Source organism: Adhaeribacter aerolatus (assembly GCF_007991635.1).
Classification (GTDB): Bacteria; Bacteroidota; Bacteroidia; order Cytophagales; family Hymenobacteraceae; genus Adhaeribacter; species Adhaeribacter aerolatus.
Genome location: NZ_BJYS01000003.1, coordinates 98,235 through 123,206, shown reverse-complemented (window position 1 = coordinate 123,206; position 24,972 = coordinate 98,235). Strand labels below are relative to the sequence as shown.

At 43.3% G+C, this 24,972-nt stretch carries 24 protein-coding genes; 15 read left to right on the top strand and 9 right to left on the bottom strand.

Translation table 11 applies throughout. From position 1 onward, the window contains the following. The first annotated feature begins 20 nt into the window (after positions 1-20). The 10 genes from AAE02nite_RS03445 to AAE02nite_RS03400 all read left to right on the top strand — a co-directional run bounded on the left by AAE02nite_RS03445 (position 21) and on the right by AAE02nite_RS03400 (position 10,602). A complete protein-coding gene (locus tag AAE02nite_RS03445) occupies positions 21-806 on the top strand; it encodes an alpha/beta fold hydrolase (RefSeq protein ID WP_146895055.1) in 786 nt (261 codons plus the stop codon). Positions 807-923: 117 nt separating this feature from the next. Then, positions 924-1,589 carry a CBS domain-containing protein gene (locus tag AAE02nite_RS03440; protein WP_146895054.1) on the top strand — a complete coding sequence of 222 codons (666 nt, stop codon included), beginning with the start codon at positions 924-926 and terminating at the stop codon, positions 1,587-1,589. Positions 1,590-1,701: 112 nt separating this feature from the next. Further along, positions 1,702-2,583, top strand: a complete 882-nt coding sequence (locus AAE02nite_RS03435) for an NAD kinase (protein ID WP_146895053.1) — start codon at positions 1,702-1,704, stop codon at positions 2,581-2,583. Positions 2,584-2,700: 117 nt separating this feature from the next. Then, entirely contained in the window at positions 2,701-3,669 is a 969-nt protein-coding gene (locus tag AAE02nite_RS03430) for a DUF6089 family protein (protein WP_146895052.1), read from the top strand. A 43-nt stretch (positions 3,670-3,712) separates the two neighbouring features. Further along, a complete protein-coding gene (gene porG / locus AAE02nite_RS03425; RefSeq protein WP_146895051.1) occupies positions 3,713-4,483 on the top strand; it encodes a type IX secretion system protein PorG in 771 nt (256 codons plus the stop codon). A gap of 157 nt (positions 4,484-4,640) precedes the next feature. Further along, positions 4,641-5,384, top strand: coding sequence for an undecaprenyl pyrophosphate synthase (gene uppS / locus AAE02nite_RS03420; RefSeq protein ID WP_146895050.1), 744 nt, complete (start codon positions 4,641-4,643; stop codon positions 5,382-5,384). 6 nt (positions 5,385-5,390) lie between these two features. Then, positions 5,391-7,907, top strand: a complete 2,517-nt coding sequence (gene bamA / locus AAE02nite_RS03415; protein WP_146895049.1) for an outer membrane protein assembly factor BamA — start codon at positions 5,391-5,393, stop codon at positions 7,905-7,907. Positions 7,908-8,061: 154 nt separating this feature from the next. Continuing rightward, complete coding sequence (locus AAE02nite_RS03410) at positions 8,062-8,757, top strand: OmpH/Skp family outer membrane protein (RefSeq protein WP_146895048.1); 696 nt, start codon at positions 8,062-8,064, stop codon at positions 8,755-8,757. 22 nt (positions 8,758-8,779) lie between these two features. After that, positions 8,780-9,439 (top strand): OmpH/Skp family outer membrane protein, encoded by a 660-nt coding sequence (locus AAE02nite_RS03405; protein ID WP_146895047.1) that lies wholly within the window; start codon positions 8,780-8,782, stop codon positions 9,437-9,439. Positions 9,440-9,573: 134 nt separating this feature from the next. Further along, positions 9,574-10,602: an RluA family pseudouridine synthase gene (locus AAE02nite_RS03400; RefSeq protein WP_146895046.1), complete on the top strand. Its 1,029-nt coding sequence runs from the start codon at positions 9,574-9,576 to the stop codon at positions 10,600-10,602. A gap of 244 nt (positions 10,603-10,846) precedes the next feature. Here AAE02nite_RS03400 and AAE02nite_RS03395 read toward each other — a convergent pair whose 3' ends face one another. From AAE02nite_RS03395 to mazG, 8 genes are all read right to left on the bottom strand, one after another. Then, the gene (locus AAE02nite_RS03395; RefSeq protein ID WP_146895045.1) at positions 10,847-12,454 is read right to left on the bottom strand and encodes a tetratricopeptide repeat protein; all 1,608 of its coding nucleotides are present in this window, start codon (positions 12,452-12,454) and stop codon (positions 10,847-10,849) included. Between the two features lie 43 nt (positions 12,455-12,497). Further along, positions 12,498-13,439, bottom strand: coding sequence for a PstS family phosphate ABC transporter substrate-binding protein (locus tag AAE02nite_RS03390; protein ID WP_146895044.1), 942 nt, complete (start codon positions 13,437-13,439; stop codon positions 12,498-12,500). Between the two features lie 171 nt (positions 13,440-13,610). Next, entirely contained in the window at positions 13,611-13,862 is a 252-nt protein-coding gene (locus tag AAE02nite_RS03385) for a hypothetical protein (protein ID WP_146895043.1), read from the bottom strand. A 325-nt stretch (positions 13,863-14,187) separates the two neighbouring features. Beyond that, positions 14,188-15,000 (bottom strand): energy transducer TonB, encoded by an 813-nt coding sequence (locus AAE02nite_RS03380; RefSeq protein ID WP_146895042.1) that lies wholly within the window; start codon positions 14,998-15,000, stop codon positions 14,188-14,190. Between the two features lie 3 nt (positions 15,001-15,003). After that, on the bottom strand, positions 15,004-15,534 hold the full coding sequence (locus tag AAE02nite_RS03375) for an ExbD/TolR family protein (protein WP_146895041.1): 531 nt from the start codon (positions 15,532-15,534) through the stop codon (positions 15,004-15,006). An 11-nt stretch (positions 15,535-15,545) separates the two neighbouring features. After that, positions 15,546-16,148 carry an ExbD/TolR family protein gene (locus AAE02nite_RS03370; protein WP_146895040.1) on the bottom strand — a complete coding sequence of 201 codons (603 nt, stop codon included), beginning with the start codon at positions 16,146-16,148 and terminating at the stop codon, positions 15,546-15,548. Between the two features lie 26 nt (positions 16,149-16,174). Next, positions 16,175-17,068 carry a MotA/TolQ/ExbB proton channel family protein gene (locus AAE02nite_RS03365; protein WP_146895039.1) on the bottom strand — a complete coding sequence of 298 codons (894 nt, stop codon included), beginning with the start codon at positions 17,066-17,068 and terminating at the stop codon, positions 16,175-16,177. 504 nt (positions 17,069-17,572) lie between these two features. Beyond that, positions 17,573-18,385 (bottom strand): nucleoside triphosphate pyrophosphohydrolase, encoded by an 813-nt coding sequence (gene mazG, locus AAE02nite_RS03360; RefSeq protein WP_146895038.1) that lies wholly within the window; start codon positions 18,383-18,385, stop codon positions 17,573-17,575. A gap of 255 nt (positions 18,386-18,640) precedes the next feature. Between mazG and glmM the strand changes: the two genes are divergently transcribed. The 5 genes from glmM to AAE02nite_RS03335 all read left to right on the top strand — a co-directional run bounded on the left by glmM (position 18,641) and on the right by AAE02nite_RS03335 (position 23,646). Further along, positions 18,641-20,026 (top strand): phosphoglucosamine mutase, encoded by a 1,386-nt coding sequence (gene glmM / locus AAE02nite_RS03355; RefSeq protein ID WP_146895037.1) that lies wholly within the window; start codon positions 18,641-18,643, stop codon positions 20,024-20,026. A 160-nt stretch (positions 20,027-20,186) separates the two neighbouring features. Further along, positions 20,187-21,329 (top strand): cysteine desulfurase family protein, encoded by a 1,143-nt coding sequence (locus tag AAE02nite_RS03350; RefSeq protein ID WP_146895036.1) that lies wholly within the window; start codon positions 20,187-20,189, stop codon positions 21,327-21,329. Positions 21,330-21,419: 90 nt separating this feature from the next. Continuing rightward, entirely contained in the window at positions 21,420-22,376 is a 957-nt protein-coding gene (locus AAE02nite_RS03345) for an L-threonylcarbamoyladenylate synthase (protein ID WP_146895035.1), read from the top strand. Positions 22,377-22,501: 125 nt separating this feature from the next. Continuing rightward, positions 22,502-23,083, top strand: coding sequence for an LOG family protein (locus AAE02nite_RS03340; RefSeq protein WP_146895034.1), 582 nt, complete (start codon positions 22,502-22,504; stop codon positions 23,081-23,083). 95 nt (positions 23,084-23,178) lie between these two features. After that, positions 23,179-23,646: a hypothetical protein gene (locus tag AAE02nite_RS03335; RefSeq protein ID WP_146895033.1), complete on the top strand. Its 468-nt coding sequence runs from the start codon at positions 23,179-23,181 to the stop codon at positions 23,644-23,646. Between the two features lie 53 nt (positions 23,647-23,699). On the opposite strand, the gene hemH is transcribed toward AAE02nite_RS03335, so the two are convergent. Then, positions 23,700-24,725 carry a ferrochelatase gene (hemH, locus tag AAE02nite_RS03330; RefSeq protein ID WP_146895032.1) on the bottom strand — a complete coding sequence of 342 codons (1,026 nt, stop codon included), beginning with the start codon at positions 24,723-24,725 and terminating at the stop codon, positions 23,700-23,702. Positions 24,726-24,972: the final 247 nt, after the last annotated feature.

The following is a 24,972-nucleotide window of genomic DNA, read 5'->3' as shown; positions in this document are numbered from 1 at the left end:
ATTAAATTTAGCCTTCAGGCATGGATATACAAATTAAAGAAGAAGGAGAATATCAGTTTATAGATGAAGGACAAGGCGAAGTGTTGTTGCTGCTGCACGGGTTGTTTGGCGCGCTGAGCAACTGGGGTGGGGTAGTAGAAGCCTTTTCTAAAGAGTATCGGGTAGTTATACCATTAATGCCTATTTACGAAATGCCGCTGCACAAGGCTAGTGTGCCGGGCCTGGTTAATTTTGTAGAAGGATTTGTACGGTTTATGGGCCTGCAGGATCTTACCTTGCTGGGAAACTCGCTGGGAGGGCACGTGGCATTGGTGTATACCCTCGATTTTCCGAACCAGGTAAAGCGCCTGGTGCTTACCGGTAGTTCCGGCTTGTTCGAAGATTCGATGGGCGGATCTTTTCCGAAACGCGGCAATTACGAGTACCTGAAAGAGCGCGTTGAGTATACTTTTTTTAAGCCCGAAACGGCTACGAAAGAACTCATCGATGAGGTTTTTAGTATAACCAACAGCAACTCTAAATGTATGCGGATTGTAACCATTGCCAAATCGGCCCAGCGTCACAACATGGCCAAAGATATTACCCGCATCCAGGTGCCAACTTTACTTATCTGGGGCTTAAACGATACCATTACCCCGCCGCACGTGGCGCACGAGTTTAACCGGTTAATTAAAAATTCGGAGTTGCATTTTATTGACGAATGCGGGCATGCGCCCATGATGGAACAGCCCGATACCTTTAATAAAATATTAAGAAAATTTTTGCAGAAAGAAGTGAAGCAACTGGAGCAAACCCATTGGCTTTAAACAATAGAGATATTATATTTTAAGATAGTTTATTTATTAGTACAGCGATTTATTAGGTTAATAAAAGCAATAATAATGCAGTTGCCCGGTTAAAACTGGTATATAACAAACCAAAACATGATTGCCGAAGAGCTCATCAACCAAATGATTCCCCCTCTTAAAATTTCCGATTCCGTGGAAAAGGCGGTGCGGTGGATGGAAGAGTTCCGGGTAAATCAGTTGCCGATTGTAAAAAACCGGCAGTACATGGGCATGATCACCGAGGACGATATTATCGAGAAAAACCTCTATGGCGTAACCCTGGATACTTTAGAACTTGGTTATAAAGAAGCTTTTGTGATGCATTACCAGCATTTTTATAGCGTAATGGAGGTAGCCATCCGGAACAAAATACAGGTAGTGCCGGTGCTGGATGAACACCAGGAGTTTTTTGGGGTAATAACCGTTAACGATACCATTGCGGCTTTCGGGCAAATGTCGGCTTTGCAGGGGCAGGGCGGCATATTGATACTGAGCATGAACGAGCGCGATTATTCTTTAGCGGAGATTAGCCGGCACGTAGAAGAAAACAACGCTAAAATATTAAGTGCTTATGTGTCGCCGGACGAAATGGATGACTATAAAATAAAAGTTACCCTCCGCATTAACCGCACCGACCTGAACCGTATTATTGCTACCTTCGAACGTTTCGATTACCGGATAGTAGCCCAGTTCCAGGATGCAGCCGAAATAAAAGACGATCAGGACCGGCTGGATTTGCTGATGAAATATTTAAATATTTAAATTCCGGCAATTTTTAATTTCTTAAACCAAGTAAGCCGGGCCAGCCACCCGATACCGGCAACCTAAATTAAATTAAAATGAACTTGGCTGGCCGCGCGGATTACCTGCAGACATGAAAATAGCAATTATTGGAAAACCCTTTGCCGAAAAATTAGTGCCTTACATACAAGGTATGTTTGATGAACTGGTCCGTCACGAGACCGAAATATTAGTAGGCGAAGAATTTAAAGTTATTTTGCAGGAGCATATTCAATTGCCGGACAACCTGCAGTCGTTCCGGCGGGGCGACGCGCTTCACGGCGTTAGTTTTATGCTTAGTATTGGCGGCGACGGCACCCTGCTGGATGCCATTACTTACGTTGGGGCCCTCCAAATTCCTATTCTGGGCATTAATACCGGCCGTTTAGGCTTTCTGGCTACGGTTCCGTACGACCAAATTCCCACGGCCATCGAAGCCTTATACAAAGGGCATTACAGCCTGGAAGACCGATCTTTGATCCGGGCCGATACCGATCAGGAAGTTTTTAATGGTATTAATTTCGGACTAAACGAATTCTCCATTCAGAAATCTGATTCTACGACCATGATTGTGGTGCACACGTACCTGGATGGCGATTACCTTAACTCTTACTGGGCCGATGGCTTAATTGTAGCCACGCCTACCGGTTCTACCGGTTACTCACTTAGTTGCGGCGGCCCGTTGCTGCACCCCCAAACCAACAATTTTGTGATTTCGCCCGTATGTCCTCATAATTTAAACGTTAGACCCCTGGTCGTATCCGACAAAAGTGTCATCTCGTTTGAAGTAGAAGCCCGGAGCCATAATTTTCTGGCTTCACTCGATTCGCGCTCCCAATCGGTAGATACCAGGGTGCAGATTGCCGTGAGGCGGGAAAATTTTAATGCCCGATTAGTAAAGATAGCGCAGGTAAACTTTTTAAATACCTTACGTAGTAAACTAAATTGGGGACTCGATAAGCGCAATGCCGAATAAATATATGCAGGTAAGCTGTATTACTTTTTTTATATAGCATTTTGTTGTTAATTTAGCGCCCTACGGGTAAACCTCATCAGCATAAAAGAGTTTAGTAAAGAAATTAACTGGTTCAGTATGAAGAATTTTGTCGCATTATTTATTCTTGGCGTAATATTGTTATCGCTGGTGCCTACCGACGCCGAAGCCCAGCGCTTTACAAAAAGAAGAAGATACGCCAGTATTGGGGTTAATCTTAACGCCATGAACTATTTCGGGGATATTGTTCCGGAAGCAGATTTCACCAGTTTGCGTGTTAAATCAACCCGGCCCAATATCGGTATTGAGTATACCTATCGCATGTATCCCCGGTTCTCGGTGCGTGGGAACATGTTTTGGGGGCGTATAACCGGCGACGACCGGAAAAGTGCCTCGCAGAATGAAGAAGAAAATATTCCGCGGTACAAGCGTAACTTAAATTTCCGGAACGATATTAAGGAGTTAAGCGGTACCATGATTTTTGACCTGTACGAAAACCGGGGCGCTTATACCCGCCGTCCGGACTTTACGCCTTATGCTTTTGTGGGAGTAGCCTTATTCCATCATAACCCCAAAGCCTACCACGATGGTGGTCAGGATTTAGCCGAAGGTTATTATGAGTTGCAGCCTTTGGGAACGGAAGGCCAGCAAGTTGGCGGTAATGGTTATGCATCGCCTTATAAGAAAATACAGATTGCTATACCAGCGGGCATTGGTTTTCGTTATAAGCTAGACCGGTTGTGGGATTTAAGTTTTGAGATTGGCTGGCGTAAAACCTTCACCGATTATTTAGATGATGTGAGCGGCCAGTATGCTTCTAAAGCCGATTTATTATCGATGGGTGGCGAAAAAGGCAAAGCAGCGGCCATTTTATCGGATAGAAGCGGACAGTCTGGATTTCCAGGCGCTATGGCCGACCCAAGCGGTACGCCGTATTCGCATTTGCCAGGTTATGGCGTAAAGGGCGAACAGCGGGGTGATGTTACCGACGACGATTGGTATATTATTACCGGATTGCACCTGACTTATATAATGCCTGTACGGACCAGAGGGCCTAAATTCAGGTAATAAGTTTAGCTTAGGCTAGCTTATGGTATATTTAAATTAAAGCATGATTCAAACTCGTTTCTTATTTACACTCCTTATTTGTAGCATTCAAGTAGGGAGTGTTTTTTTTGCTCCAAGTGCCAAGGCGCAGTCACAATCTTACCGGACCAGTGAATTAGGGATAGGGGTAGGTGCAACCACTTACAAAGGTGAGGTATCGCCCAACTACCGTTTTGCGAACAACCGGCCGGCTTTTAATATTTTTTATAAAAGAGATGTATCGCAGGCATTGGTGCTGCGGGGCGGATTGCTGCTGGGCCTGATGCGCGCCAAGGACGAAAACGTAGATAGGCCTCTTAACCAATACCGCTTGGCCGACATGCGAACCAACCTGATTGAATTATCGGCCGGAATAGATTATAATTTTTTAAATTATTATGATCAGAAACGGCGCATCCGCTGGACCCCTTATTTTTTCCTGAACGCGGCGGTTACCAATTATAACAACAAAGTAGTTTTGCATAATAACACCATTAAACCTTTCGAAAACGGTTTTGTACTAGCTATTCCGTTGGGGGTAGGTTTTAAATATGCCTTATCGCGGCATTGGAATCTGGGGTTGGAAGTGGGGGCCAGGAAAACCCTGCTGAAAGGCGGTGATAAGGTAGATTACCTGAAAAAGAAAGATCATGAATCGAATCCGCCCGAGGAACTGCCTTTTACCAATCCTTATGATAAAGACTGGTACTACTACAGCGGGGTAAGCATTTCTTATACATTTTATAAACTTATTTGCCCTGAGCCTTACAAGGGTAACAAAAGATTACTGCAGTAAACACCTGTTTTAATCCTTACGCAGGGCTTTTTAGCGCGCCTTGCATAGCTTCTTTAAGGCTAATTAATTATAAATCCGCTTATTAAAACTAACAAAAGACTTTGGGTGTTCTGAAAATTGGGCAGGTTTTTATAACTTGCAACGAAATTTTGTTTGGATGAACCTTCAGGAAAAAATTGATTTAAACAATTTGCCGAAGCATGTTGCCGTTATTATGGACGGTAACGGTAGGTGGGCAAAGAAAAAAGGTGGGCTTCGGATTTTTGGTCATCAGAATGCAATAACAGCCGTACGCGAAACGGTAGAGGCAGCAGCGGAACTGGGCATTGGTTATTTAACTTTATATGCTTTTTCGACGGAAAACTGGTCGCGGCCGAAGCTGGAGGTAAATGCCCTCATGCAGTTGTTGGTAACAACTATCCGGAAAGAAACTGCTACTTTAACTAAAAATAATATCAGATTAAAAGCAATTGGCGACATGGATTCTTTACCGGATGCCTGCCGGAAAGAATTAATGGAAGCCATAACCCTGACCGAATCAAATACCCGCATGACCTTGGTGCTGGCGCTTAGTTACAGTGGCCGCTGGGATATTACCCAAGCCATAAAAGCCATCGGCCAGGATTTGGAAGCTGGTAAATTAACGGTAACCGATATTCGGGAAGAAACAGTAAGCAATTATTTATCTACGCGTAACATGCCCGATCCGGAATTATTAATCCGCACGAGTGGTGAGCAGCGAATTAGCAACTTTTTGTTGTGGCAACTGGCTTATTCAGAATTATACATTACAGACTTATTATGGCCTGATTTTCGGAAGCAGCATTTATATGAGGCATTGCTCTCGTTCCAGCGAAGGGAAAGAAGATTTGGTAAAATAAGCGAACAACTTACGAAATAACGTTAAATGATTAAAAAGGTTATGTTGCTGTTATTTTTAACGGCAACGGTGCTTACAGCAGGAGCACAAGTAAATTTAAATCCTTCCGGCAATGCTACTCCGTTGGATTACGCCAATCCTAAACGGTACCAGATTGGGGGTATTACGGTGAGCGGGGCTAAATTTCTCGATCCGAATACGCTTATTTCCATTACGGGCCTTAAAGTTGGCGATCCGGTTACGGTGCCCGGCGAAGACCTGGGTAAAGCCCTTAATAAGCTATGGGATCAGGGCATTATTGGCGATGTGGAGGTTTTTGTTACCAAAATAGAGGGCGACAAAATATACCTCGATTTTTTCCTGACTGAGAGGCCACGATTGTCGCGGTTTGTTTTTAATGGCATAAAGAAAGGCCAGGAAGACGAACTAACTAAGAAAATAAGCTTAATCCGGGGCCGGGTAGTTACCGATGCCTTAATGAACACGACCAAAAATGCCGTACAGAAATATTACCTCGAAAAAGGTTTCCGGAATGTAAAGGTAAATATTGTACCCCGGCCCGATTCGGTGCTGGCGAACAGTGTGGTGTTAAACATAAATGTAGACCGGGGCGATAAAGTTAAGATAGAAGATATCACCTTTATCGGCAACGATGCTATTCCGGATAAAAAGCTGCGGAGCAAAATGAAGAACACCAAAGAAAAGAAGTTCTACAAAGTACTCACCGCTTCTAAGTTTCAGCCTGCTAAGTTCGAAGAAGATAAAAAAGCTATTATAGATTATTATAACTCGCAAGGGTACCGCGATGCCGAAATTATTTCGGATTCGGTGTATAATATTTCGGAAGACCGCTTAGGCATTGCCTTGCGCATTAACGAAGGTCAGAAATATTATTTCCGGAATATTACCTGGCGGGGGAATTATGTGTACGACGATAAGCAGTTGTCCAGCGTGTTGGGCATAGAGCGTGGCGATGCGTACAGCAAAGAGCGCTTAGAAAAACGTCTGCAATACGATCCGGCCGGCGGCATGGATGTTTCATCGTTATACATGGACGATGGTTACCTGTTTTTTCAGGTTAACCCGGTAGAAGTGGCCGTAGAAGGCGACTCTATTGATATTGAAATGCGTATTTACGAAGGTGCACAAGCCAGAATTAAGGACGTAACCATTGCGGGTAATTCCAAAACCAGCGACCACGTGGTATTGCGCGAACTTTATACGGTGCCCGGACAAAAATTTAGCCGGACTAACCTGATTAACTCCCAGCGGGAAATTGCCGGTTTGGGTTATTTCGACCCGGAACAAATTGGCATGAACCCTATTCCGAACGAAGCCGAAGGTACCGTTGATATTAAATATACCGTAGTAGAAAAACCTAACGACCAAATTACGCTATCGGGTGGCTGGGGTGGCCCTTATGGCCTGGTTGGTACGGTAGGTTTGGTGCTGAATAATTTCTCGGCCCGTAAAGCTACCGATTTCAGGAACTGGCGGCCTATTCCGAGTGGCGATGGCCAGCGGCTGGCGCTTAACATTCAGGCCAACGGTTTGCGTTACCAGTCTTACTCTTTGTCCTTTACCGAGCCTTGGTTGGGCGGACGTCGCCGTAACTCTTTTAGCGTAGGTATTAATAAAACCATCTCCAGAAGCATTACCGGCGATAACCGCGAACAAGGAGCAATTATTATTAACGGAGCTAATATTAGTTTGGGTCGTCGTTTGCGCAAACCCGATCAAAATTTCTCTTTATCGCACTCGCTTAGTTATAACCAATACATTACCAGCGGCGATTTTATTAACTATTATAATTTTGGTAATTCTGACCCGAATGCTACCCAAGCATCGGCCAACAGTATTTCCTTTATTAATACTTTATCGCGCAGCAGCTTAGACCAGTTAACTTTCCCGCGGCGCGGTTCTTCTATTAGCTTAAGCCTGAACGTAACGCCTCCTTACTCGCGCTTATCCGATAATTTCGATAAAAACAAATGGATTGAGTTCCATAAATGGATGTTTGATGCCTCCTGGTTTACGCCATTAACGGCCGGTGGTAAGTTTGTACTGAATACCCGTGCGCACTTTGGCTTCCTGAATACCTTTAGCGACAAACGCGATGTTGGGCCTTTTGAGCGCTTTAAGTTAGGTGGCTCTGGTATGGGGGTAGGTAATTTTATTGTGGGTACCGAGTTTGTGGGTTTGCGTGGTTACGAAGACCAGTCGGTATCGCCGGTTGATCCGAAGACCGGGCAGAATAATGGCGGTATTGCTTTTACCAAGTACGTGGCCGAAGCGCGCTTCCTGGTATCGCCTAACCCGGCCGCTACGGTATTTGTGCTGGGCTTTGCCGAAGCTGGTAATAACTTTGCCTCTTACCGCAATTATAATCCTTTTAAATTATACCGGTCGGCTGGGGTAGGAGCCCGGATATTTATGTCGGCCTTTGGTTTGCTGGGCTTTGATTATGGTATACCTTTTGATCAGTACCCAGGTAGTGAGAAGAAAGGACAATTCCACTTTATGATTGGCCAGCAAATCAGGTAATAGAAACTAAATTGTTTTTCTTTCTTTTTTGTTATTTAATTAAACCGGGCAAATTTAAAACTGGATTAATTATTGCAAGATTTAAAACTACTAAGTGAAAAAGGAACTGATTTAGCTTAAAACTTGCTTTAAAGCAGATGCCATTTTGAATAAAATGAAAAAGATAGTATTTTTAGTTTTGAGCTTGGTTTCGCTGGGGCAAGTGGCTTACGGGCAAAAGTTCGGCTACGTAGACTCAGAATTTATTTTGAGTAAGATGCCTGCTTATGTAGCTGCACAGAAAGAGATAGACAAGATTGCTGAAAACTGGCAGCGGGATATTGAAAACCGGTATAAAGAAATAGATAAACTGCATAAAAGCTACCAGGCCGAAGAAGTACTTCTGACAGAAGAAATGAAGAAAAAACGTCAGGCCGAAATCGAGTCGCAGGAACAGGAAGTAAAAGAGTATCAAAAAAGAATATTTGGTTTTGAAGGCCAGTTGTTCCGGCGGCGGCAGGAGTTGATTAAACCGGTGCAGGACGAGGTTTACGATGCCATCGAGAAAGTTGCCAAGCAGCGGCAATTACAAATTGTTTTCGATAAATCGGGGTCTTTGGTAATGTTGTATACCAACCCGGTGCATGATTACACCGAATATGTTTTAGAGGCATTAGGCCTCTCATCGCCGGAGAAAAATACGCCGGGTACTAACCGGCCAACTGTGAACGCCAATGATACGCCCGGGGCTGGCGTGCAGCCGGACGATATAACAGAAGAAAAGGCGACACAACCTGCCGGAACTGGCACTAACCGGAAGCCAACAACAAATAAAGCACAACCTAATAAAACCCAAAGTAAAAAAAAGTAACACAAACGTAATTATTTAAGCAATGAACAAATTTAAAGTTTTAGTGGCAGTAGCATTTTTAATGACTGTGGGTGTTTTTTCCTCGCGCGCACAAGCCCCTGCCTCTCTCAAAATCGGATATACGAACGTAGAGTATATCCTGGCCTTAATGCCGGAAGCCAAACGGATAGAATCAGATCTGAAAGCATATAGCACCCAATTAGAGTCTCAGCTACAGGCTAAGTATAAAGAATTTGAAACCAAAGGCGAAGCTTACCAAAAAGGCGCCTCTACCATGACGGAAGTTGTGCGGGCCGATAAAGAAAAAGAATTAATGGGTTTGAGAACCTCTATTGAGGAGTTTCAGAAGAATGCCGAAGTTTCTTTACAGAAAAAGCAACAGTCTTTGCTGGAGCCGGCTTACAAAAAAATGCAGTCAGCTATCGACGAAGTAGCAAAAGAAAATGGTTATACCTATGTGTTTAACTCCGATGCTGGTTACGGAACCAACGCTATTTTATTACACGCGCCGGAAGATGGTAATATCTCTGACCTGGTGTTAAAGAAAATGGGCGTAACGCCGCCGGCAAAAGGTACTGCTGGTAATACTACCACCTCTCCGGCCGCTAACAACACTACGCCAAAGGCTACTACTACGCCGGCTGCTACCAAACCAGCTACCAACACTAAAAAGAAAAAATAATAAGTTTTTAGTTTAACCAGAAGCCGATGTGTGAACCACATCGGCTTTTGTTTTTTACGTAGTTTTGTGTTTCTTTTTTATTTCGGGTTTTACCCATTAGGGTAATTAACCGCTGATAATACAGGCTGCTTTCTATGGATACAGAAAATATTGATATTACTACGGCTGATTCGGATGAGCTTTACGAGCACCACCGGATTGTGGTAGATAAAGGCCAGGCCTTATTGCGAATTGATAAATTCCTGATGGATCGGTTGCCTAATGTTACCCGTAACAAACTCCAGAGTGCTATCAAAGCCGAGTCGGTGCAGGTAAATAATGCCCCGGTTAAGGTCAGCTATAAGGTAAAGCCGCAGGACATAATTACCATAACGCTCCCAGACCCGCCCCGCGACACGGATATTGTACCCGAAAATATTCCTTTAAATATTATTTACGAAGACGATGAGTTGCTGCTGGTAAATAAACCCGCTAACATGGTGGTGCACCCGGCTTATAGCAACTGGACCGGTACTTTGGTAAATGCGCTAACTTATTATTTACAGAATTTACCTACGTCCCGTAACGGCGAAGGTCGGCCTGGCTTGGTTCACCGCATCGATAAAGATACCTCGGGTTTATTGGTAATAGCCAAAACCGATTTAGCAATGGCTTACCTGGCACGGCAGTTTTTCGACCACAGTATAGAGCGTACCTATTATGCGTTGGTCTGGGGGGTACCGAAAGAAGCGCAGGGTACCATAACCGGGCACATTGGCCGGAGTATTAAAGACCGGAAAGTAATGGCTGTTTATCCGAACGGCGAACAGGGTAAACACGCGGTTACGCATTACAAAGTTTTAAAATCTTTCGGATATGTGTCGCTTATCCAATGTAACCTCGAAACTGGCCGTACACACCAGATTAGAGCCCACATGAAGTTTATCGGCCATCCGTTATTCGGCGATGCTACTTACGGTCTTAACCAAAGCAGTTACGGTAAACACACCGCCTCCTTTAAAGCCTTTGTACAAAATGCTTTAAAGATAATGCCCCGGCAGGCGCTTCATGCCAAATCATTAGGTTTCCGGCATCCGGTTACCCACCAGTTTATGCAGTTCGATTCGGAACTGCCCGAAGACTTTGTACAAGTGCTGCAAAAATGGGAGGTTTATGCCGAGTAATATCCCCTTGCTTGGTGTATCATGTGCCAGATTAGGTAAACCCGTTGGGCTTTGCATAGCGCTGGCTTAGAAATTTATTGCCCCCCGCTTCTTGTATTTAATTAGATAGTAGCCAGGTCTATTCTAAATAATCATCTTTTAAAAAGCTATATTCCTAATGGATGGCTATGTGCAGGAGATAAGAAGAATAAAAAAGGGCTGCTTTCAAAAAAGCAGCCCTTCTATTTTTAAGATACGAATCAGGTTATCTTCTGGCGCCTTTACTTAAAGCATCCAGGTTAGCTAAACCAGTAGTCGCCTCTTTATTACTTGGGTCTAGTTTTTTAACTTCTTGCCAGTACTTACGGGCAGTAGGATAATCCTTTGCTTTATAAGCATAGAAGCCTAATAAATAATTGGCCGGAATTAAATAACCTTTATAAGACTCAATTTTAGACGGATCTTGGTTCACAACTTTTATAAACTCTTCAAAAAGTGGTTTTGCATCGCCGGATTTATCTGTGTCTTTTTCATCGGCAATCTGAGCTCTTCTGAAAATACCGTGCGCATAAGTAGGATTTGCCTTTAATACAGCGCCGTATAGTTGGTCGGCTTCGTCCAGGTTGTTATTGGCAAAGAGCGCATCAGCTAACCTTACGTTATAAACGTTTAGGTTTTTAGGATTCGAAGCAATAATCTTTCTGTACAAATCAATGGCTTTGGCATAATCTTTTTGTTTCAGGTAGAACGAAGCAATGTCATCCATTAGCTCTATGTTGGTTGCATCCATGGCCAAAGCTTTGTCGAAATTTGTCTGGGCTTCAGCCGCTTTGCCCCCTTCTGCCAACATCCGGCCGTAGTAGGCATAATCCGAGGCTAGCACTTTGGTTGGATCGGCTACTTTAAAGTAGTTTTCCATGGTAGTTAAAGCCTCCGCATTTTTTTCAGTTTCGTACAGCGAGTAAGCCATAACCCGGTTCATTACTGCGTTTTTCGGATCCCGCTTTAACACTTCCTGGGCTTCCCGAATGGTACCAGCATAGTCTTTGGTTAAGAAAAGGAAGGAAGCATATTTAGCGCGGGTATCCGGCGTATTCTCTGCCATGGAAATATATTTCTTCATATTCTCCAAAGCCTGGTCATATTTACCGGCGAAATAATACATTTCGGCTAATTCGCGATAAGCAGGTGCATAATTGGCATCGGCCGCTATGGCTGCTTGCAAAGCCGTTTGCGCTTCGTTGAAGTTACGGGAACGTACGTAAAGTTGACCTCGCTTGAAATGTGCTTTTGCATTTTTGCTATCGATTTGCAAAGCCCGGTCGTAAGCTGTCATAGCCGGGCCACCGCCGTTTGGCTGCAGTTGCTGCACATCACCCATAATAATAAATACTTCCGGATCTTTGTTTTTGGCTAGCTCATTGGCTCGATTTAAATATTCAATCGCCTTGGTAGCATCTTTCACATTGGCATCGGCGTAGGCCTGGCCAATCAGCTTGTAAATTTGCGGGTCTTTTTTCCTGGAAGCTTTAATCGCATCCTCAAATTTACTTTCAGCTTCGCTTGCGTTACCTTTGAGTAAAGCTGCTTTACCGGCAGCAACCATACCTATAGCCGATTTTGCATTCATGCCGGCGGCCTGGTTTAAATAAATAGCGGCAGAATCTGCTTTGCCGGCTCTTAAGTAAGCATCAGCCAAATAAAGTGCTGCTTCTTCGTTGTTCGATTTACTTAAGGTCTGCAGGGTCCTTGTCGCTTCTTTGTAGCGCTCTAAATCAGTTGCGCGTTGCCCGTCTTTCACCGATTGCGAAAATGCAGTCGTAGCCACGAAAGAGGCGCCAATCACAAGGACATATTTCCAGTTCTTAATCATTGGTTTTACTTTTAAGTTGTTATAAATTTAAAGTTATTGTTTGTTATTCTCTAATATTCACCAGCCTGATAGGCATCGTTGCCGGTACTAGTCCCGACTTTAAAAATATGCGCTGACCTTTATCGCCTGCTACAAAAGATGCAAAACCTGTGCCAAGACCTGCCCGTGCTTCCCGGCTTATAATATACAAGTTGCGGCGGAGCGGATAAGTTCCTTCGGCCAGATAGCCTTGAAATGGCTGATAGTAAGTGTCCGGCGCAGCTGGATTTATATTACGACCCACTGCTACTACTTTTATCTTCTTTAAAAAGCCAATCGCCGTCGAATCATCAAAATCACTTATCCAGTTTACACCAATTACACCAATAGCATTCCGATTGTTGGCTACGTAGTCTACCAGTTCCGGGTTAGATTTAGCGGCAAAAGCTTTTGCCGGCAATGGCTGTTTTTGATTGATTGAATCAATAACGTAGCGGGCAGTGCTGGAATTGCTATTGTCAAAAACTATTGTAATATCGTCTAGCGCCGACTTTGCGTTAATTTTTTTCCAAGACGTAGTTTTACCGGTAAATATATCTTTTAGCTGGGGAATAGCCAAAAGGGTATCGGTATTTTCGGGATGTACAATTAGAGCTACCCCATCTATGGCTACTTTGGTTACCCGTGGGGTAATTTTTATTTTTTCAAAAACCTGCATTTCCGTAGGGGTAAGTTGCCGGGCTACAATTACTAAGCGGGCACTATCCTGCAGTAAGTCTTTCATTACTTCGCCTTCAGGCTTATAAGCAGCATTTACCTTAGCATACTTATACAGTTTCTGAAAAGTATAAACATGCGAATCTATAATGGGCGCAAAAGATTCATCTACGCTTATTTTCATGGTACCGGAGGTAGGAGTATCGGATATTTCACCCGATCTATTACACGCACCCATGGCAGCACAAACAAAAATCGCCCAAAGGAGTAAATTAAAGCAGTTTTTCATTTTCTTATTACCTAAAATTGTAAGTGTAAAACAGATAAACCTAATCAAACAAACAGCTTTTATTTACTTTATCTTTTCTCATTTAAACCCAAATAAATATTATATACGATATTTATTGAATTTAGCCTATCATAATTTTTACTTACTACTAGCTTTCCATGATAGCAGATGCTAATCGTTTTGTTCTGTGGTTCTGTTTGCTTTAAAATAGCGCTGGTAGGTACGGTAAAAACGATAGATACCATACAACATAAGCATTACACCTACCCCAATTTTTGCTTTAGGATCCAGGGCTATTTGTTCCGGCGAAGATAACAGCAAATACAATCCCAAAATTGGGTAAGCCAGCGTCATGAGGAGTGAAAAGTATTTCAGTACCTTTTGGGCAGTGGTTTCCGGTGTTTTTTCAAATTGTTCCCTCATTTTTCTCTTCTTTATTTTTAATGATTGAAAAAGGTTTAAATTCCATAAAGAACCAACGGAAATATTATTACCAGTTTAAAGGTTGATTTTATAACTGCTACTATACATGGGGTTCTTACCTGTTTTGGTAAGAAAACTTGTTAGCAATTAATGAACTGGTTTCTGCCGGAATCCTTAGAATTCCAGAATGACAGATATTGCACAACAATTTCAAAAACAAAATTTGCTGGCTGAAATCAGAAAATGACCTGGAAATTTATAAGGCGGCAATAAAAAAAACCGAAGTTTTAGTTACTTCGGTTTTTTTTATTTTTAAATTAATTTTTTATTGTAAACCAAAACGAACTGGTAAAGTGTACCGGAAGCTAACAGGTCTACCGTTCTGCTTGGCTGGGGCAAACTTGGGCATCATTTTCACAACGCGCATAGCTTCTTCATCAGTTCCGCCGCCTAGTTTTTTAACTACAGCTACGTCAGAAATCTCGCCTTCACGGTTTACCACAAACTGTACTACCACCAAGCCTTCCAGGCCATTCCGTAAAGCGGCTGGCGGGTATTTCAGGTTCTTTTTGATGAACTTGTTCAGTTCGCTTTCACCACCCGGGAAAGATGGTTGCTGCTCCACAAAGGTAAAGATTTTGTCTTCTACTACTTCGCCTACTTCGCTAGGCGCTTCAACCACAGTTAAAACCTCTTCCTTGGTGTTTCCTTCTACTGTTGCCGTAGAGATAACCACATCTTCCAGTTCCTTCTGATCCGGAATTTTTTCTTCCTTCCGTACCTCTTCGTCTTTTTTAATAACGGGAGGGGTAAATTTTACCGTTGATACCACTGGTGGTGGCGGTGGCGGCAAATCAGGTGGCGGCGGTGGCGGTGGTTTATTTTCCAGGGCCGGTGGCTCGGTCAGCTCAACTACTCTTTCTTCTTGTAAAACTACTTCTTCTTCATCGCCACCCAACAGGTTGGCAATAAGCGGAGCACTAATAAAAAGAATAAAAATAGCAATAGCGATAAATGTTGCAATGGTTACGTGCTTGTTGTAAATCTTGCGAAGAAAATAAGCACCGTAAGCCTTGTTCCGCGTCTCGAAGACAATGTCATTCAGCGACGCGGTTGAATAATCAAGTTTAGTTTCCATTTCCTATTTTCCTTCAGCTTTTGCTTGTTCCACTAACTTTTCATCCCGCGGGTCCACATCCACAATCGCATACTTATTAGATTCAGTTATGTTCATTTCGTCAAGCAAGTCTACTAAGTTCTTGTAGCGCGCTTTTTCCATGGGTTTAATCAAAACTACTAAGTCTGGATTACTTTTACGATCAAGTAATATCTTTCGGATACCATTTGCCGCATAAGTTGTTGTTTGTACCCCCGGTTCGGCCGGGGCGTCCGGCAAACCAGCGTACCAGTATATCTTATCGTTCTCAGCCAATAATAAGGTAAGCGCATTGGAAGCTTTTAGTTCCGATTGCTCATCCTGGTTTTTAGGCTTTACCGGCATACTGATTTCCATCGTCTGTGGCTTAGCGAACGTTGTGGTAAGAATGAAGAAGGTCAGGAGAAGGAAACCCAAATCCACCATTGGTGTCATATCGATTTTGGTTGACTGCTTCTTTGCCCTTTTCTTCCCGCCTTTACCGCCACCGCCGCCTTTTTCTTGTATTTCTGCCATTTTCTTGCGGTTTAAATTCTAGGTTTTGCTTCCATATCGGTAATCAGGTTAAACCGGTTTACCTTTTTGTCCTGCAACGTTTTAATTACTTTTTTAATAGTAGGCACATCAGCGTCGCTATCTCCTTTAATGGCTATCCTAACTTTCGGATTAGACAAACGGGTTTGGTAAATCCAATCACCCAATTCGTTGTTAAGAGAGTCAGCCGGTATGCCAGGTTGATTAATATTTTTAATCTGGCTTTCAGATGCGTTTAATACTTGCTTCAGGTTGGCTATAGGCACCCCGAAACTTGCGGTATTCGAGAATTTTGCCTTTTCCGCTTCCGTGAAAGCAATGTTGTATTTCGCTGACATTTTATCAATTAATTCCCGCTTGGTATGCTGCCCTTCTACTCCGTAAAAAATGCGGCCGTTTTTATCTACCGTAATGGTAAGAATATCAGATTCCGGCAGTTTAATATCAGATGTAGAAGAAGGCGTATCTACCACAACAACTTCTTCAGGCGCAAATTTTGAAATCAGCATGAAGAAAGTTACCAGCAGGAAGGCCAAGTCCACCATGGGTGTCATATCCAGCGAGGGCTTGGCTCTGTGCGGTTTTACTTTTGGCATTTACTTTTCTTTTAAGAATTTTTAAATTATACGTTAGCCGGACGGTGTGTGGCATTACCAACACTATCGTGCTCGGCAGCAAACGTTTGAATGATACTGAAACCGGCTTCGTCGATGCTGTAAGTAAGGGCATCAATTTTGCTGGTAAAGTAGTTGTAAGCAATAATAGCCAGGGTAGAACCAATAATACCAAGAGCTGTGTTAATCAAGGCTTCAGAGATACCGTTGGCGAGTGCTACTGCATCCGGAGAACCGGCAGTTGCAAGAGCCGCGAACGCTTTAATCATACCAAGTACTGTACCGATCAAACCAACCAGCGTAGAGATAGAAGCAATGGTTGAAATAATAACCAGGTTCTTTTCTAACATTGGTAATTCCAGCGCGGTAGATTCCTCAATTTCTTTCTGAATAGCCAGAATTTTTTGATCTTTTGGTAATTCGCGGTCCAGTTCCATTTCTTTGTATTTGCCTAAACCAGCCTTAACCACGTTAGCTACCGAACCTTTTTGTACATCGCAGGCCGCAATAGCACCATTAATGTCTTTTTGGTTTAATTTCTGACGGATAGTCCGAACAAACTGCTCGATGCCTTTGGTGCCTTTGGCTTTGCTGATAGTTAAGAAACGCTCAATAGCAAATACTAAAACCATTAGGTTAAGCGAAATTAACATAGGTACGATAATACCACCTTTGTATACTACACCTAAATAGTTACCTGGCAGCGGGTGATTTTCCGGATTGCCACCTTCGAAGTTAGCAGGGTTACCTAAAATAAACATGTAAATTAAAAACGAAACCACAATTGCTACTGGAATAACAATACTGGCAAAAACAGAACCCGCTTTACCATCAGATTTATCAGTTGCGGTATTAACTGCTGGTTTTGGAGCATTGGTACTTACTACATTCTTTCTTTCCATTGTTGTTGTAAATTTAAAGTTTAGTTGTTTGTGTTTGGGTTTTTAAAATTTTAATTATCCTGCTATAAAGTTGTTAAAATGTGTTTTTACTAATTATCTTTTTAACTATTAAATAACCAATGTTTATGCAAATATGTAAAACGGATTGAAATTTCAAAGCGGTCAACCGGATAAATATGCTTTTTTTACATTATTTGCTTTGCCTTCTCTTTACAAACCTAATTAAAATCAAATATCCCACAAAACACCGCTTTTCACGTTTTCATTCATAATTTAACAAATATAGAAGAATTTTACTATTGTACTAATAAAAGCTAATTTATATTAGTAAATAATCTAGGATGGTGGAAAATATTTATAAATTTTGTAAGTAAGCCAAATATATTATTTAATAATTTGGAATAAAACAAGTATTTATTAAAGTATTTTACTATGTTGTAGCTGCTAAATCTAAGGTATTCATCAGATTTGTAACACTTTACAGACATTAACGGCTGGTGTGCGTTAATGTTGCTTGGCTCTTTCCCAATAAACATCCATTTCGGCCAACGACATCGTAGCTAAATTTTTTCCTTCCTTCGCCGATTCTTCTTCCATGTACTGAAAACGTTTAATAAACTTTAAATTCGTTTTCTCCAGCGCTTCTTCGGGGTTAATCCGGATAAAGCGGGCAAAGTTTATGAGCGAAAACAGCAAATCTCCAAATTCACCGGTAGCTTTCTCTAAATCTACCTGAGATGAATCGGGACGGTTAAACTCATGCTCAAACTCCCGGAGTTCTTCCTGCACTTTTTGCCAGACCTGCTCTTTTGCGTCCCAGTCGAAACCTGCACCGCGGGCTTTTTCCTGAATACGCATGGCTTTTACCAATGCGGGTAACGAAACCGGAACGCCCCCTAATACCGATTTATTACCTTCTTTAATTTTAAGTTTCTCCCAATTTTGTTTTACCTCCTCTTCTGTATTTGCGGTGGTTTCGCCGTAAATGTGCGGGTGCCGGAATACCAGTTTGTCACATAAGGTATCAAGCACCTCCGCCAAATTAAACGTGTTCGTTTCGGAAGCTATTTTGGCGTAAAACACCAGGTGCAACATTACATCGCCTAATTCTTTTTTCAGGTCCTGCATATCGTTGCGTATAATAGCATCCGAAAGCTCGTAGGTCTCTTCAATGGTTAAATGCCGCAGGCTGGCAATGGTTTGTTTCCGGTCCCAGGGGCATTTCTCCCGCAGGTCGTCCATAATATCCAAAAGCCGGTTAAAGGCCTGCAACTGTTTTGCTCTTACTGATTCTTTTCCTTCTTCAGTGTGTTCCATTGTTTATAAATTACATTACTGCGGTATTGCTTCGTTTTTAGGGTTAGCTAACGTTTTAAATAGCCGCATTGGTGCAATTTATACTAATAAGATGCAGCGCTTTCGAAATTCCATAAATCTTTTCTAAAAAAATCCGAATTTAATTTTGACCGGCTGGGGCGGTGGGGAGCGCATGTTAATTATAACCGGGCCAAGTGAATTTTTCGCGTGATATTATATTCTATTAACTACTTTTGTACAAAAATTAAAACAAAAGTGGCTTTAATAAAATCTATATCAGGTATTAGGGGTACCATTGGCGGAAAAGCTGGCGAAGCATTAACGCCGCTGGATGTTGTAAAGTTTACGGCCGCTTACGGAACCTGGATATTGCAGGCAGCGCAGGGAAACACCGTAGTGGTTGGGCGTGATGCCCGAATCTCCGGCGACATGGTTAACAAACTGGTTTGTGCTACCTTGCAGGGCTTGGGTATTAATGTAATTGATGTGGGCTTATCTACCACGCCAACTGTAGAAATGGCGGTACCGGCCGAAAAGGCAGCGGGCGGCATTATATTAACGGCCAGCCATAATCCCAAACAGTGGAATGCCTTAAAATTGTTAAACAACAAAGGCGAATTTATTTCGGATGCCGAAGGTAAACTGTTGCTGCAATTAGCCGAACAAGAGGCTTTTGATTTTGCTCCGGTAAACAAGTTAGGTACGTATACCCAAAACGACAATGCGCTGGAAGCGCATATTAAGGCTATTCTGGATTTACCCCTGGTAGATTTGGAAGCTATAAAAGCCCGCGATTTTAAAATAGCAATTGATGCGGTAAACTCTACGGGGGGTATTGCGGTGCCAATGCTGTTAGAGGCCCTGGGAGTTACCCAAATTGAAAAACTATACTGCGAGCCCGACGGTAATTTTCCGCATAACCCCGAGCCGCTGCCCGAAAACCTGCACGAAATTTCTAATTTAATAGAAAAAGGCCGGTTCGATTTGGGTATTGTGGTAGATCCGGATGTGGACCGCCTGGCGCTGATTTGCGAGGATGGTAGCATGTTTGGCGAAGAATATACCCTGGTGGCCGTTGCCGATTACGTGTTGCAACATACCAAAGGTAATACAGTTTCTAACTTATCATCTACCCGGGCATTACGCGATGTAACCGAGAAAGCCGGTGGCCAGTATGCAGCGGCCGCGGTAGGAGAGGTAAACGTAGTTACCAAGATGAAAGAGGAAAATGCGGTTATTGGCGGCGAAGGAAACGGTGGTGTAATTTACCCTGAACTGCACTACGGCCGTGATGCGTTGGTGGGGATTGCTTTATTCTTAACCTACCTGGCAAAATCCGGGTTAAGCACCAGCCGCTTAAGAAATACATACCCCAATTACCACATCTCTAAAAATAAAATAGAGTTAACGCCCAATATTAATGTGGATGAGGTGCTGGTGAAAGTGCAGCAGAAATATGCCAAACAGCCCATTAATACCATCGATGGGGTAAAGATTGAATTTGAAAAAGAATGGGTACACCTTCGGAAATCAAACACAGAGCCCATCATCCGGATATATGCCGAATCGGATGCCATTGTAACCGCCGACCATTTGGCCAATAAAATAATCACTGATATAAAAGAGATTATTAATAATTAAATCTGGAGAATCGTTAAAAGTTAAATGGATAAAGGTGAGATATGGAGGATTATAGAAAGCCTGTTTAAAAACCGGCTTATGTCTGGACGTTGTTCTCATTATAGTAATTATTCTAACCAGATTAACTTTTAACGATTAACTCTCAACTTTTAACTAATATATGCAGGTTTATCTCGATAATGCGGCCACCACACCTTTAGATAAGGAGGTGTTTGAAGCAATGGCGCCTTATATGCTGGAGCATTTCGGGAATCCGTCGTCTATTCATACCCACGGCCGGCAGGTACGCGCAGCTATTGAAAAAGCCCGGAAAACCATTGCTAATATATTAAATACATCACCCGCCGAAATATTTTTTACCTCGGGTGGTACCGAGGCCGATAATGCTGCCATTTTCAGTACGGTGCGTAGTCTGGGTATTAAGCACGCCATTAGCTCGCCCCTGGAGCACCACGCGGTGCTGCACTCTTTAGAGGCTTTGCAAAAAAACGGCGAACTGGAATTAAGTTTTGTAAACCACGATGATAAAGGCGGATTAGACCTGGAGCACCTGGAACAGTTATTAGCCGAACGGCCGCTGACCCTGGTTTCCATTATGCACGGCAACAACGAAATCGGAAATATTAATGATATTCAGGTTATTGGGGAAATTTGTAAGCGCTACGGGGCAATATTTCATTCCGATACGGTGCAAACCATGGGGCATTACCGGCACGATTTGCAGAAACTACCCGTACATTTTTTAGTGGGTTCCGCGCATAAGTTTCACGGACCGAAAGGGGTGGGGTTTATTTATACCAATGCCGCCGTAAAAGTGCCGCCGCTCATCCATGGCGGTGCGCAGGAGCGGAATATGCGGGGCGGAACAGAAAATGTTTACGGCATTATCGGGTTGGCCAAAGCCCTGGAAATTGCTTACCGCGATATGAACGAACAGCAAAAATATATCCAGGGCTTGAAGGATAGGTTAATTTCTCAACTGCTGCAGAACGTGCCCGACTTGCAGTTTAACGGCTATTCGGCCGAAGCTGATAAAAGTTTATATACCGTTTTAAATGTAAGTTTGCCGGCTTCGTCTATCAACGAAATGCTGCTTTTTAACCTCGATATAAATAAAATTTCGGTTTCGGGAGGCAGTGCCTGCACCAGCGGCTCCAATATTGGCTCTCACGTATTGCAGGCCATTAATACTGATCCAAACCGGGGAGCCATCCGGTTTTCGATGAGCAAGTACAACACCCCCGAAGAAATTGACTACGTAGTAGAAAAACTCGCAAAAATGTATAAAAAGGTAACAGGTTGATTACCAGTTGCCGTATAAGCAAGCCTGTTCTTTTTCCGGACAGGCTTTTTCTTTTATAATTTATTTAGCTTTGCGGCAATATTTAAATTTATGGCAGAATTAGGTACCGATATATTAAAGGCAGCAACTTTACTAAAGCAGCAGGAATTGGTGGCTATTCCTACCGAAACCGTTTATGGCCTGGCCGCCAATGCTTTTAACGAAGGGGCTGTTTTAAAGATATTTGCGGCTAAGAACCGGCCTTCTTTCGATCCGCTGATTGTTCATACCCACAGTATTCAAAACTTTACGCAGGTAGCCACAAATATTCCGGATATGGCTTATCGCTTGGCCGAAGCATTTCTACCCGGTCCGCTTACCCTAATATTGCCCCGGGCCCCGCAGGTGCCGCTGCTGGTAACCTCCGGCCACGATTCGGTGGGGGTGCGCATTCCCAACCACCCACTTACGCTACGTTTATTAAAAGAATTACCATTTCCGCTAGCGGCCCCCAGTGCCAACCCGTTTGGGTACGTAAGCCCAACCACGGCCCAGCACGTAAATCAGCAGTTAGGCGATAGAATACCTTATATTTTGGATGGTGGTGCTTGCCAGGTAGGCATCGAATCAACCATCATTAGCTTTGCCGCCGGCGAACCTGAAATATTACGCTTGGGCGGATTGGCTTTGGAAGAAATAGAAAAGGTGTTGGGCAAATCAATCCAACGGGTAAAAACCTCCAGTTCTAACCCCCAGGCACCGGGTATGCTCAGCAGCCATTATGCCCCGCGTAAAAAAGTACTGGTAGGTAATATTAAGCAGTTGCTACCTGCGTTCGATCCGGAAAAAATAGGCATTCTTTCTTTTTCCGAAACTTATGCAAGAGTTCCGCAGGCCCATCAGGTACAACTTTCTGCCACCGGCAATGTATTTGAAGCAGCCCGTAACTTGTTTTCCGGCCTCCGGTACCTCGATGCCCAGCCGGTGGAAGTTATTTTAGCGGAATTTGTGCCGGAAGAAGGATTGGGCCGGGCGGTAAACGATCGGCTGCGCCGGGCGGCTTTTTGATTTCGGGCAGCACCAGGTGGCTGTTTAAAACCGGAAAATCGGCGTTTAATGGTTTGGCGTAACCCTAATGCTTAATCTGCTTATAAGGTCTATTGCAAAGTCACGTACAAAATAATATTCTGAGCATGAAAAGTATTGCGGTATTCTGTGGGGCCAATAATGGTAATAGTCCGGTTTATGCGGCGGCGGCAAAAGCTTTTGGCGAACTGCTGGCCCGGGAATCAATAACCTTGGTTTTTGGTGGCGGTAAAGTGGGCCTGATGGGGATTATTGCCGATAGTGTGCTGGCCGCCGGTGGTTCTGCCATTGGCGTAATACCGCAAAGCCTGGTAGCCCGCGAGGTAGCCCACGACAACCTGACCCAACTGCACGTAGTAGAAACCATGCACGAACGAAAAGCTTTAATGGCCAGTTTGTCGGACGGGTTTGTAGCCATGCCAGGCGGCTTAGGGACCTTTGATGAGATTTGTGAAATTATTACCTGGAACCAACTGGGCATTCTGGTAAAACCCTGTGCTTTCCTGAATGTAAATGGTTATTTTAATCCGTTAATACAGATGTTTGATACCTGCGTTACCGAGGGCTTTCTGCGCCAGGAACGCCGCGACAGCCTGATTATAGAAGAAGATGGCGCAAAAATATTAGAAAAAATCCGGCAATACGAGCCCCTGATTACCGATAAATGGACCGATCTGAAAAAAGCCTGAATACCTTAACTTTAAATATTTTTGCTTCTGCCAAAGAATCTAATTTCACTTCTTAAATTAGCGAATCTTAATATTTAACGTTTCCTGATTTAAAGTTGAAAACATTATTTCTGGTACTACTACTGGTATCCCTGCCATTAGTGATCCGGGCCCAGCAGGGTGCCTTGAGCATTGGGCCCATACTCCACCTGAATATTGGGGAAAAAACCAACCGTCTGAGTTTTGGCCTGGAAGCCGCTTATTGGAATTTAGAAAAATTTCCGGCTGGTTTAGATGTGGGCATGGAGTTTCAGAAAGGAGCCAAGCGTTTTTATTTTGAAGGGCAGGTGGGCATTGGTTTAGCCGGATTATCTTTCGGGCCGGTATTCGAAAAGAGGAAAGACGATGTTATCCGCCTAGGGTTCCAAACCAATACTTGGGCTAATTACTTTGGCGGAATTAATTTGCGCTGGCGTCGAATAAACAACCAAAAAACTTTCGCTCCCGGTTTATATGCCAAATATCCTTTTATGTTTGGTTTCGAAGATGGTGGTGACCATTTGTTATATATTTTTAATAATTAGCCATTTTGTAAAATAACAGCGGCGGGTTTTACCCGCCGCAATTGTATATCTGTTTAATTCCGGAGTACCATTTGTTTAACGGCCTCTACCCACAATGGATGCGTGTTCAGGCTTTCTACCAGCTGCCAATGTTCGCCGCCGGCCTGTTCAAACAATTCTTTAAATTCCTGGCCTACTTCAATGGTGGTTTCGAGGCAATCGGCCACAAAAGCCGGGCTGTAGGCCAGCACATTTTTAATGCCTTTCGCGGGTAAATCTTTTAATATTTCGTCGGTATAAGGTTTCAGCCACGGGTCTTTTCCTAAACGCGATTGAAATGCCACGGTATATTGGTCTTCAGCTAAACCTAATTCTTTAGCCAGCAACCGCGAGGTTTCAAAACACTGGGCTCGGTAACAATAGCGGTTTAATTTATGATATGTGTTGCAGCAAGTACCTAATTTGCAATAATTGCGGGTACTGCCCTTTAAAATATGTCGTTCCGGCAAGCCATGGTAACTAAAAACCACGTGGTCGTACTTTCTGGCTTCTAAATGTTTGCGGCCAATTTCGGCAAAAGCCTTAATAAATAACGGGTCGTCGCAGAACGTGCTGATAAAATTAATACTGGGTACAATCCACCAGTCTTTCACAATTTCCATAACCATGTCGTGCGAAGTGCCCGTAGAGGCCGAGGCGTATTGCGGATAAAGCGGCAGCACAATAATACGTTCTACCTGCTGTTCCCGGAGTTCTTCCAAAGCGCTTTTAATGCTGGGGCTCTGGTAGCGCATCCCCAATGCCACATAATATCCGTCGCCTAATTCTTTTTGTAACAAATCGCGTAAATCGTGGCCGTAATACAAGAGCGGCGAGCCGCGCTCATCCCATAATTGTTTGTAAACTTTTGCCGATTTAGGCGCCCGGAAAGGAGCAATAATCCCGTTTATCAAAAAATAACGTTGCAGGGCCGGAATGTCAATTACCCGTTTATCCATTAAAAATTCACGCAAATATTTACGCACATCCGGCGTTTCGGGTGTATCGGGTGTACCTAGGTTTATTAATAAAACGCCAATTTTTCCGTAAGAAGCTGCCATAAATAAATTATATGTATTAAGCTAAGCGCAGTAAGGTGCCATTGGCCACTAGCCGTAAATGGTAGTTTCTGCTAACTTAAAATATTCTGTAAAATGCGCCCGCAAAGATACGCAGGTTCTGCTAATAATCTCCTCTTAAACAGCGTGCCTTAACAGATGTTCTTTTAGTAGGAATATTTTGTTCAGAAAGTAATATTTAGTTGGTCCTGAGTTTACTATTATTCCACAAATATTATAAATATTTAAT

What these genes read in the sequence shown, in the direction of transcription:
- AAE02nite_RS03445 (WP_146895055.1), top strand. Translation starts at nt 21, where the DNA reads ATGGATATACAAATTAAAGAAGAAGGAGAATATCAGTTTATAGATGAA.
- AAE02nite_RS03440 (WP_146895054.1), top strand. Translation starts at nt 924, where the DNA reads ATGATTGCCGAAGAGCTCATCAACCAAATGATTCCCCCTCTTAAAATT.
- AAE02nite_RS03435 (WP_146895053.1), top strand. Translation starts at nt 1,702, where the DNA reads ATGAAAATAGCAATTATTGGAAAACCCTTTGCCGAAAAATTAGTGCCT.
- AAE02nite_RS03430 (WP_146895052.1), top strand. Translation starts at nt 2,701, where the DNA reads ATGAAGAATTTTGTCGCATTATTTATTCTTGGCGTAATATTGTTATCG.
- porG (WP_146895051.1), top strand. Translation starts at nt 3,713, where the DNA reads ATGATTCAAACTCGTTTCTTATTTACACTCCTTATTTGTAGCATTCAA.
- uppS (WP_146895050.1), top strand. Translation starts at nt 4,641, where the DNA reads ATGAACCTTCAGGAAAAAATTGATTTAAACAATTTGCCGAAGCATGTT.
- bamA (WP_146895049.1), top strand. Translation starts at nt 5,391, where the DNA reads ATGATTAAAAAGGTTATGTTGCTGTTATTTTTAACGGCAACGGTGCTT.
- AAE02nite_RS03410 (WP_146895048.1), top strand. Translation starts at nt 8,062, where the DNA reads ATGAAAAAGATAGTATTTTTAGTTTTGAGCTTGGTTTCGCTGGGGCAA.
- AAE02nite_RS03405 (WP_146895047.1), top strand. Translation starts at nt 8,780, where the DNA reads ATGAACAAATTTAAAGTTTTAGTGGCAGTAGCATTTTTAATGACTGTG.
- AAE02nite_RS03400 (WP_146895046.1), top strand. Translation starts at nt 9,574, where the DNA reads ATGGATACAGAAAATATTGATATTACTACGGCTGATTCGGATGAGCTT.
- AAE02nite_RS03395 (WP_146895045.1), bottom strand. Translation starts at nt 12,454, where the DNA reads ATGATTAAGAACTGGAAATATGTCCTTGTGATTGGCGCCTCTTTCGTG.
- AAE02nite_RS03390 (WP_146895044.1), bottom strand. Translation starts at nt 13,439, where the DNA reads ATGAAAAACTGCTTTAATTTACTCCTTTGGGCGATTTTTGTTTGTGCT.
- AAE02nite_RS03385 (WP_146895043.1), bottom strand. Translation starts at nt 13,862, where the DNA reads ATGAGGGAACAATTTGAAAAAACACCGGAAACCACTGCCCAAAAGGTA.
- AAE02nite_RS03380 (WP_146895042.1), bottom strand. Translation starts at nt 15,000, where the DNA reads ATGGAAACTAAACTTGATTATTCAACCGCGTCGCTGAATGACATTGTC.
- AAE02nite_RS03375 (WP_146895041.1), bottom strand. Translation starts at nt 15,534, where the DNA reads ATGGCAGAAATACAAGAAAAAGGCGGCGGTGGCGGTAAAGGCGGGAAG.
- AAE02nite_RS03370 (WP_146895040.1), bottom strand. Translation starts at nt 16,148, where the DNA reads ATGCCAAAAGTAAAACCGCACAGAGCCAAGCCCTCGCTGGATATGACA.
- AAE02nite_RS03365 (WP_146895039.1), bottom strand. Translation starts at nt 17,068, where the DNA reads ATGGAAAGAAAGAATGTAGTAAGTACCAATGCTCCAAAACCAGCAGTT.
- mazG (WP_146895038.1), bottom strand. Translation starts at nt 18,385, where the DNA reads ATGGAACACACTGAAGAAGGAAAAGAATCAGTAAGAGCAAAACAGTTG.
- AAE02nite_RS03350 (WP_146895036.1), top strand. Translation starts at nt 20,187, where the DNA reads ATGCAGGTTTATCTCGATAATGCGGCCACCACACCTTTAGATAAGGAG.
- AAE02nite_RS03345 (WP_146895035.1), top strand. Translation starts at nt 21,420, where the DNA reads ATGGCAGAATTAGGTACCGATATATTAAAGGCAGCAACTTTACTAAAG.
- AAE02nite_RS03340 (WP_146895034.1), top strand. Translation starts at nt 22,502, where the DNA reads ATGAAAAGTATTGCGGTATTCTGTGGGGCCAATAATGGTAATAGTCCG.
- hemH (WP_146895032.1), bottom strand. Translation starts at nt 24,725, where the DNA reads ATGGCAGCTTCTTACGGAAAAATTGGCGTTTTATTAATAAACCTAGGT.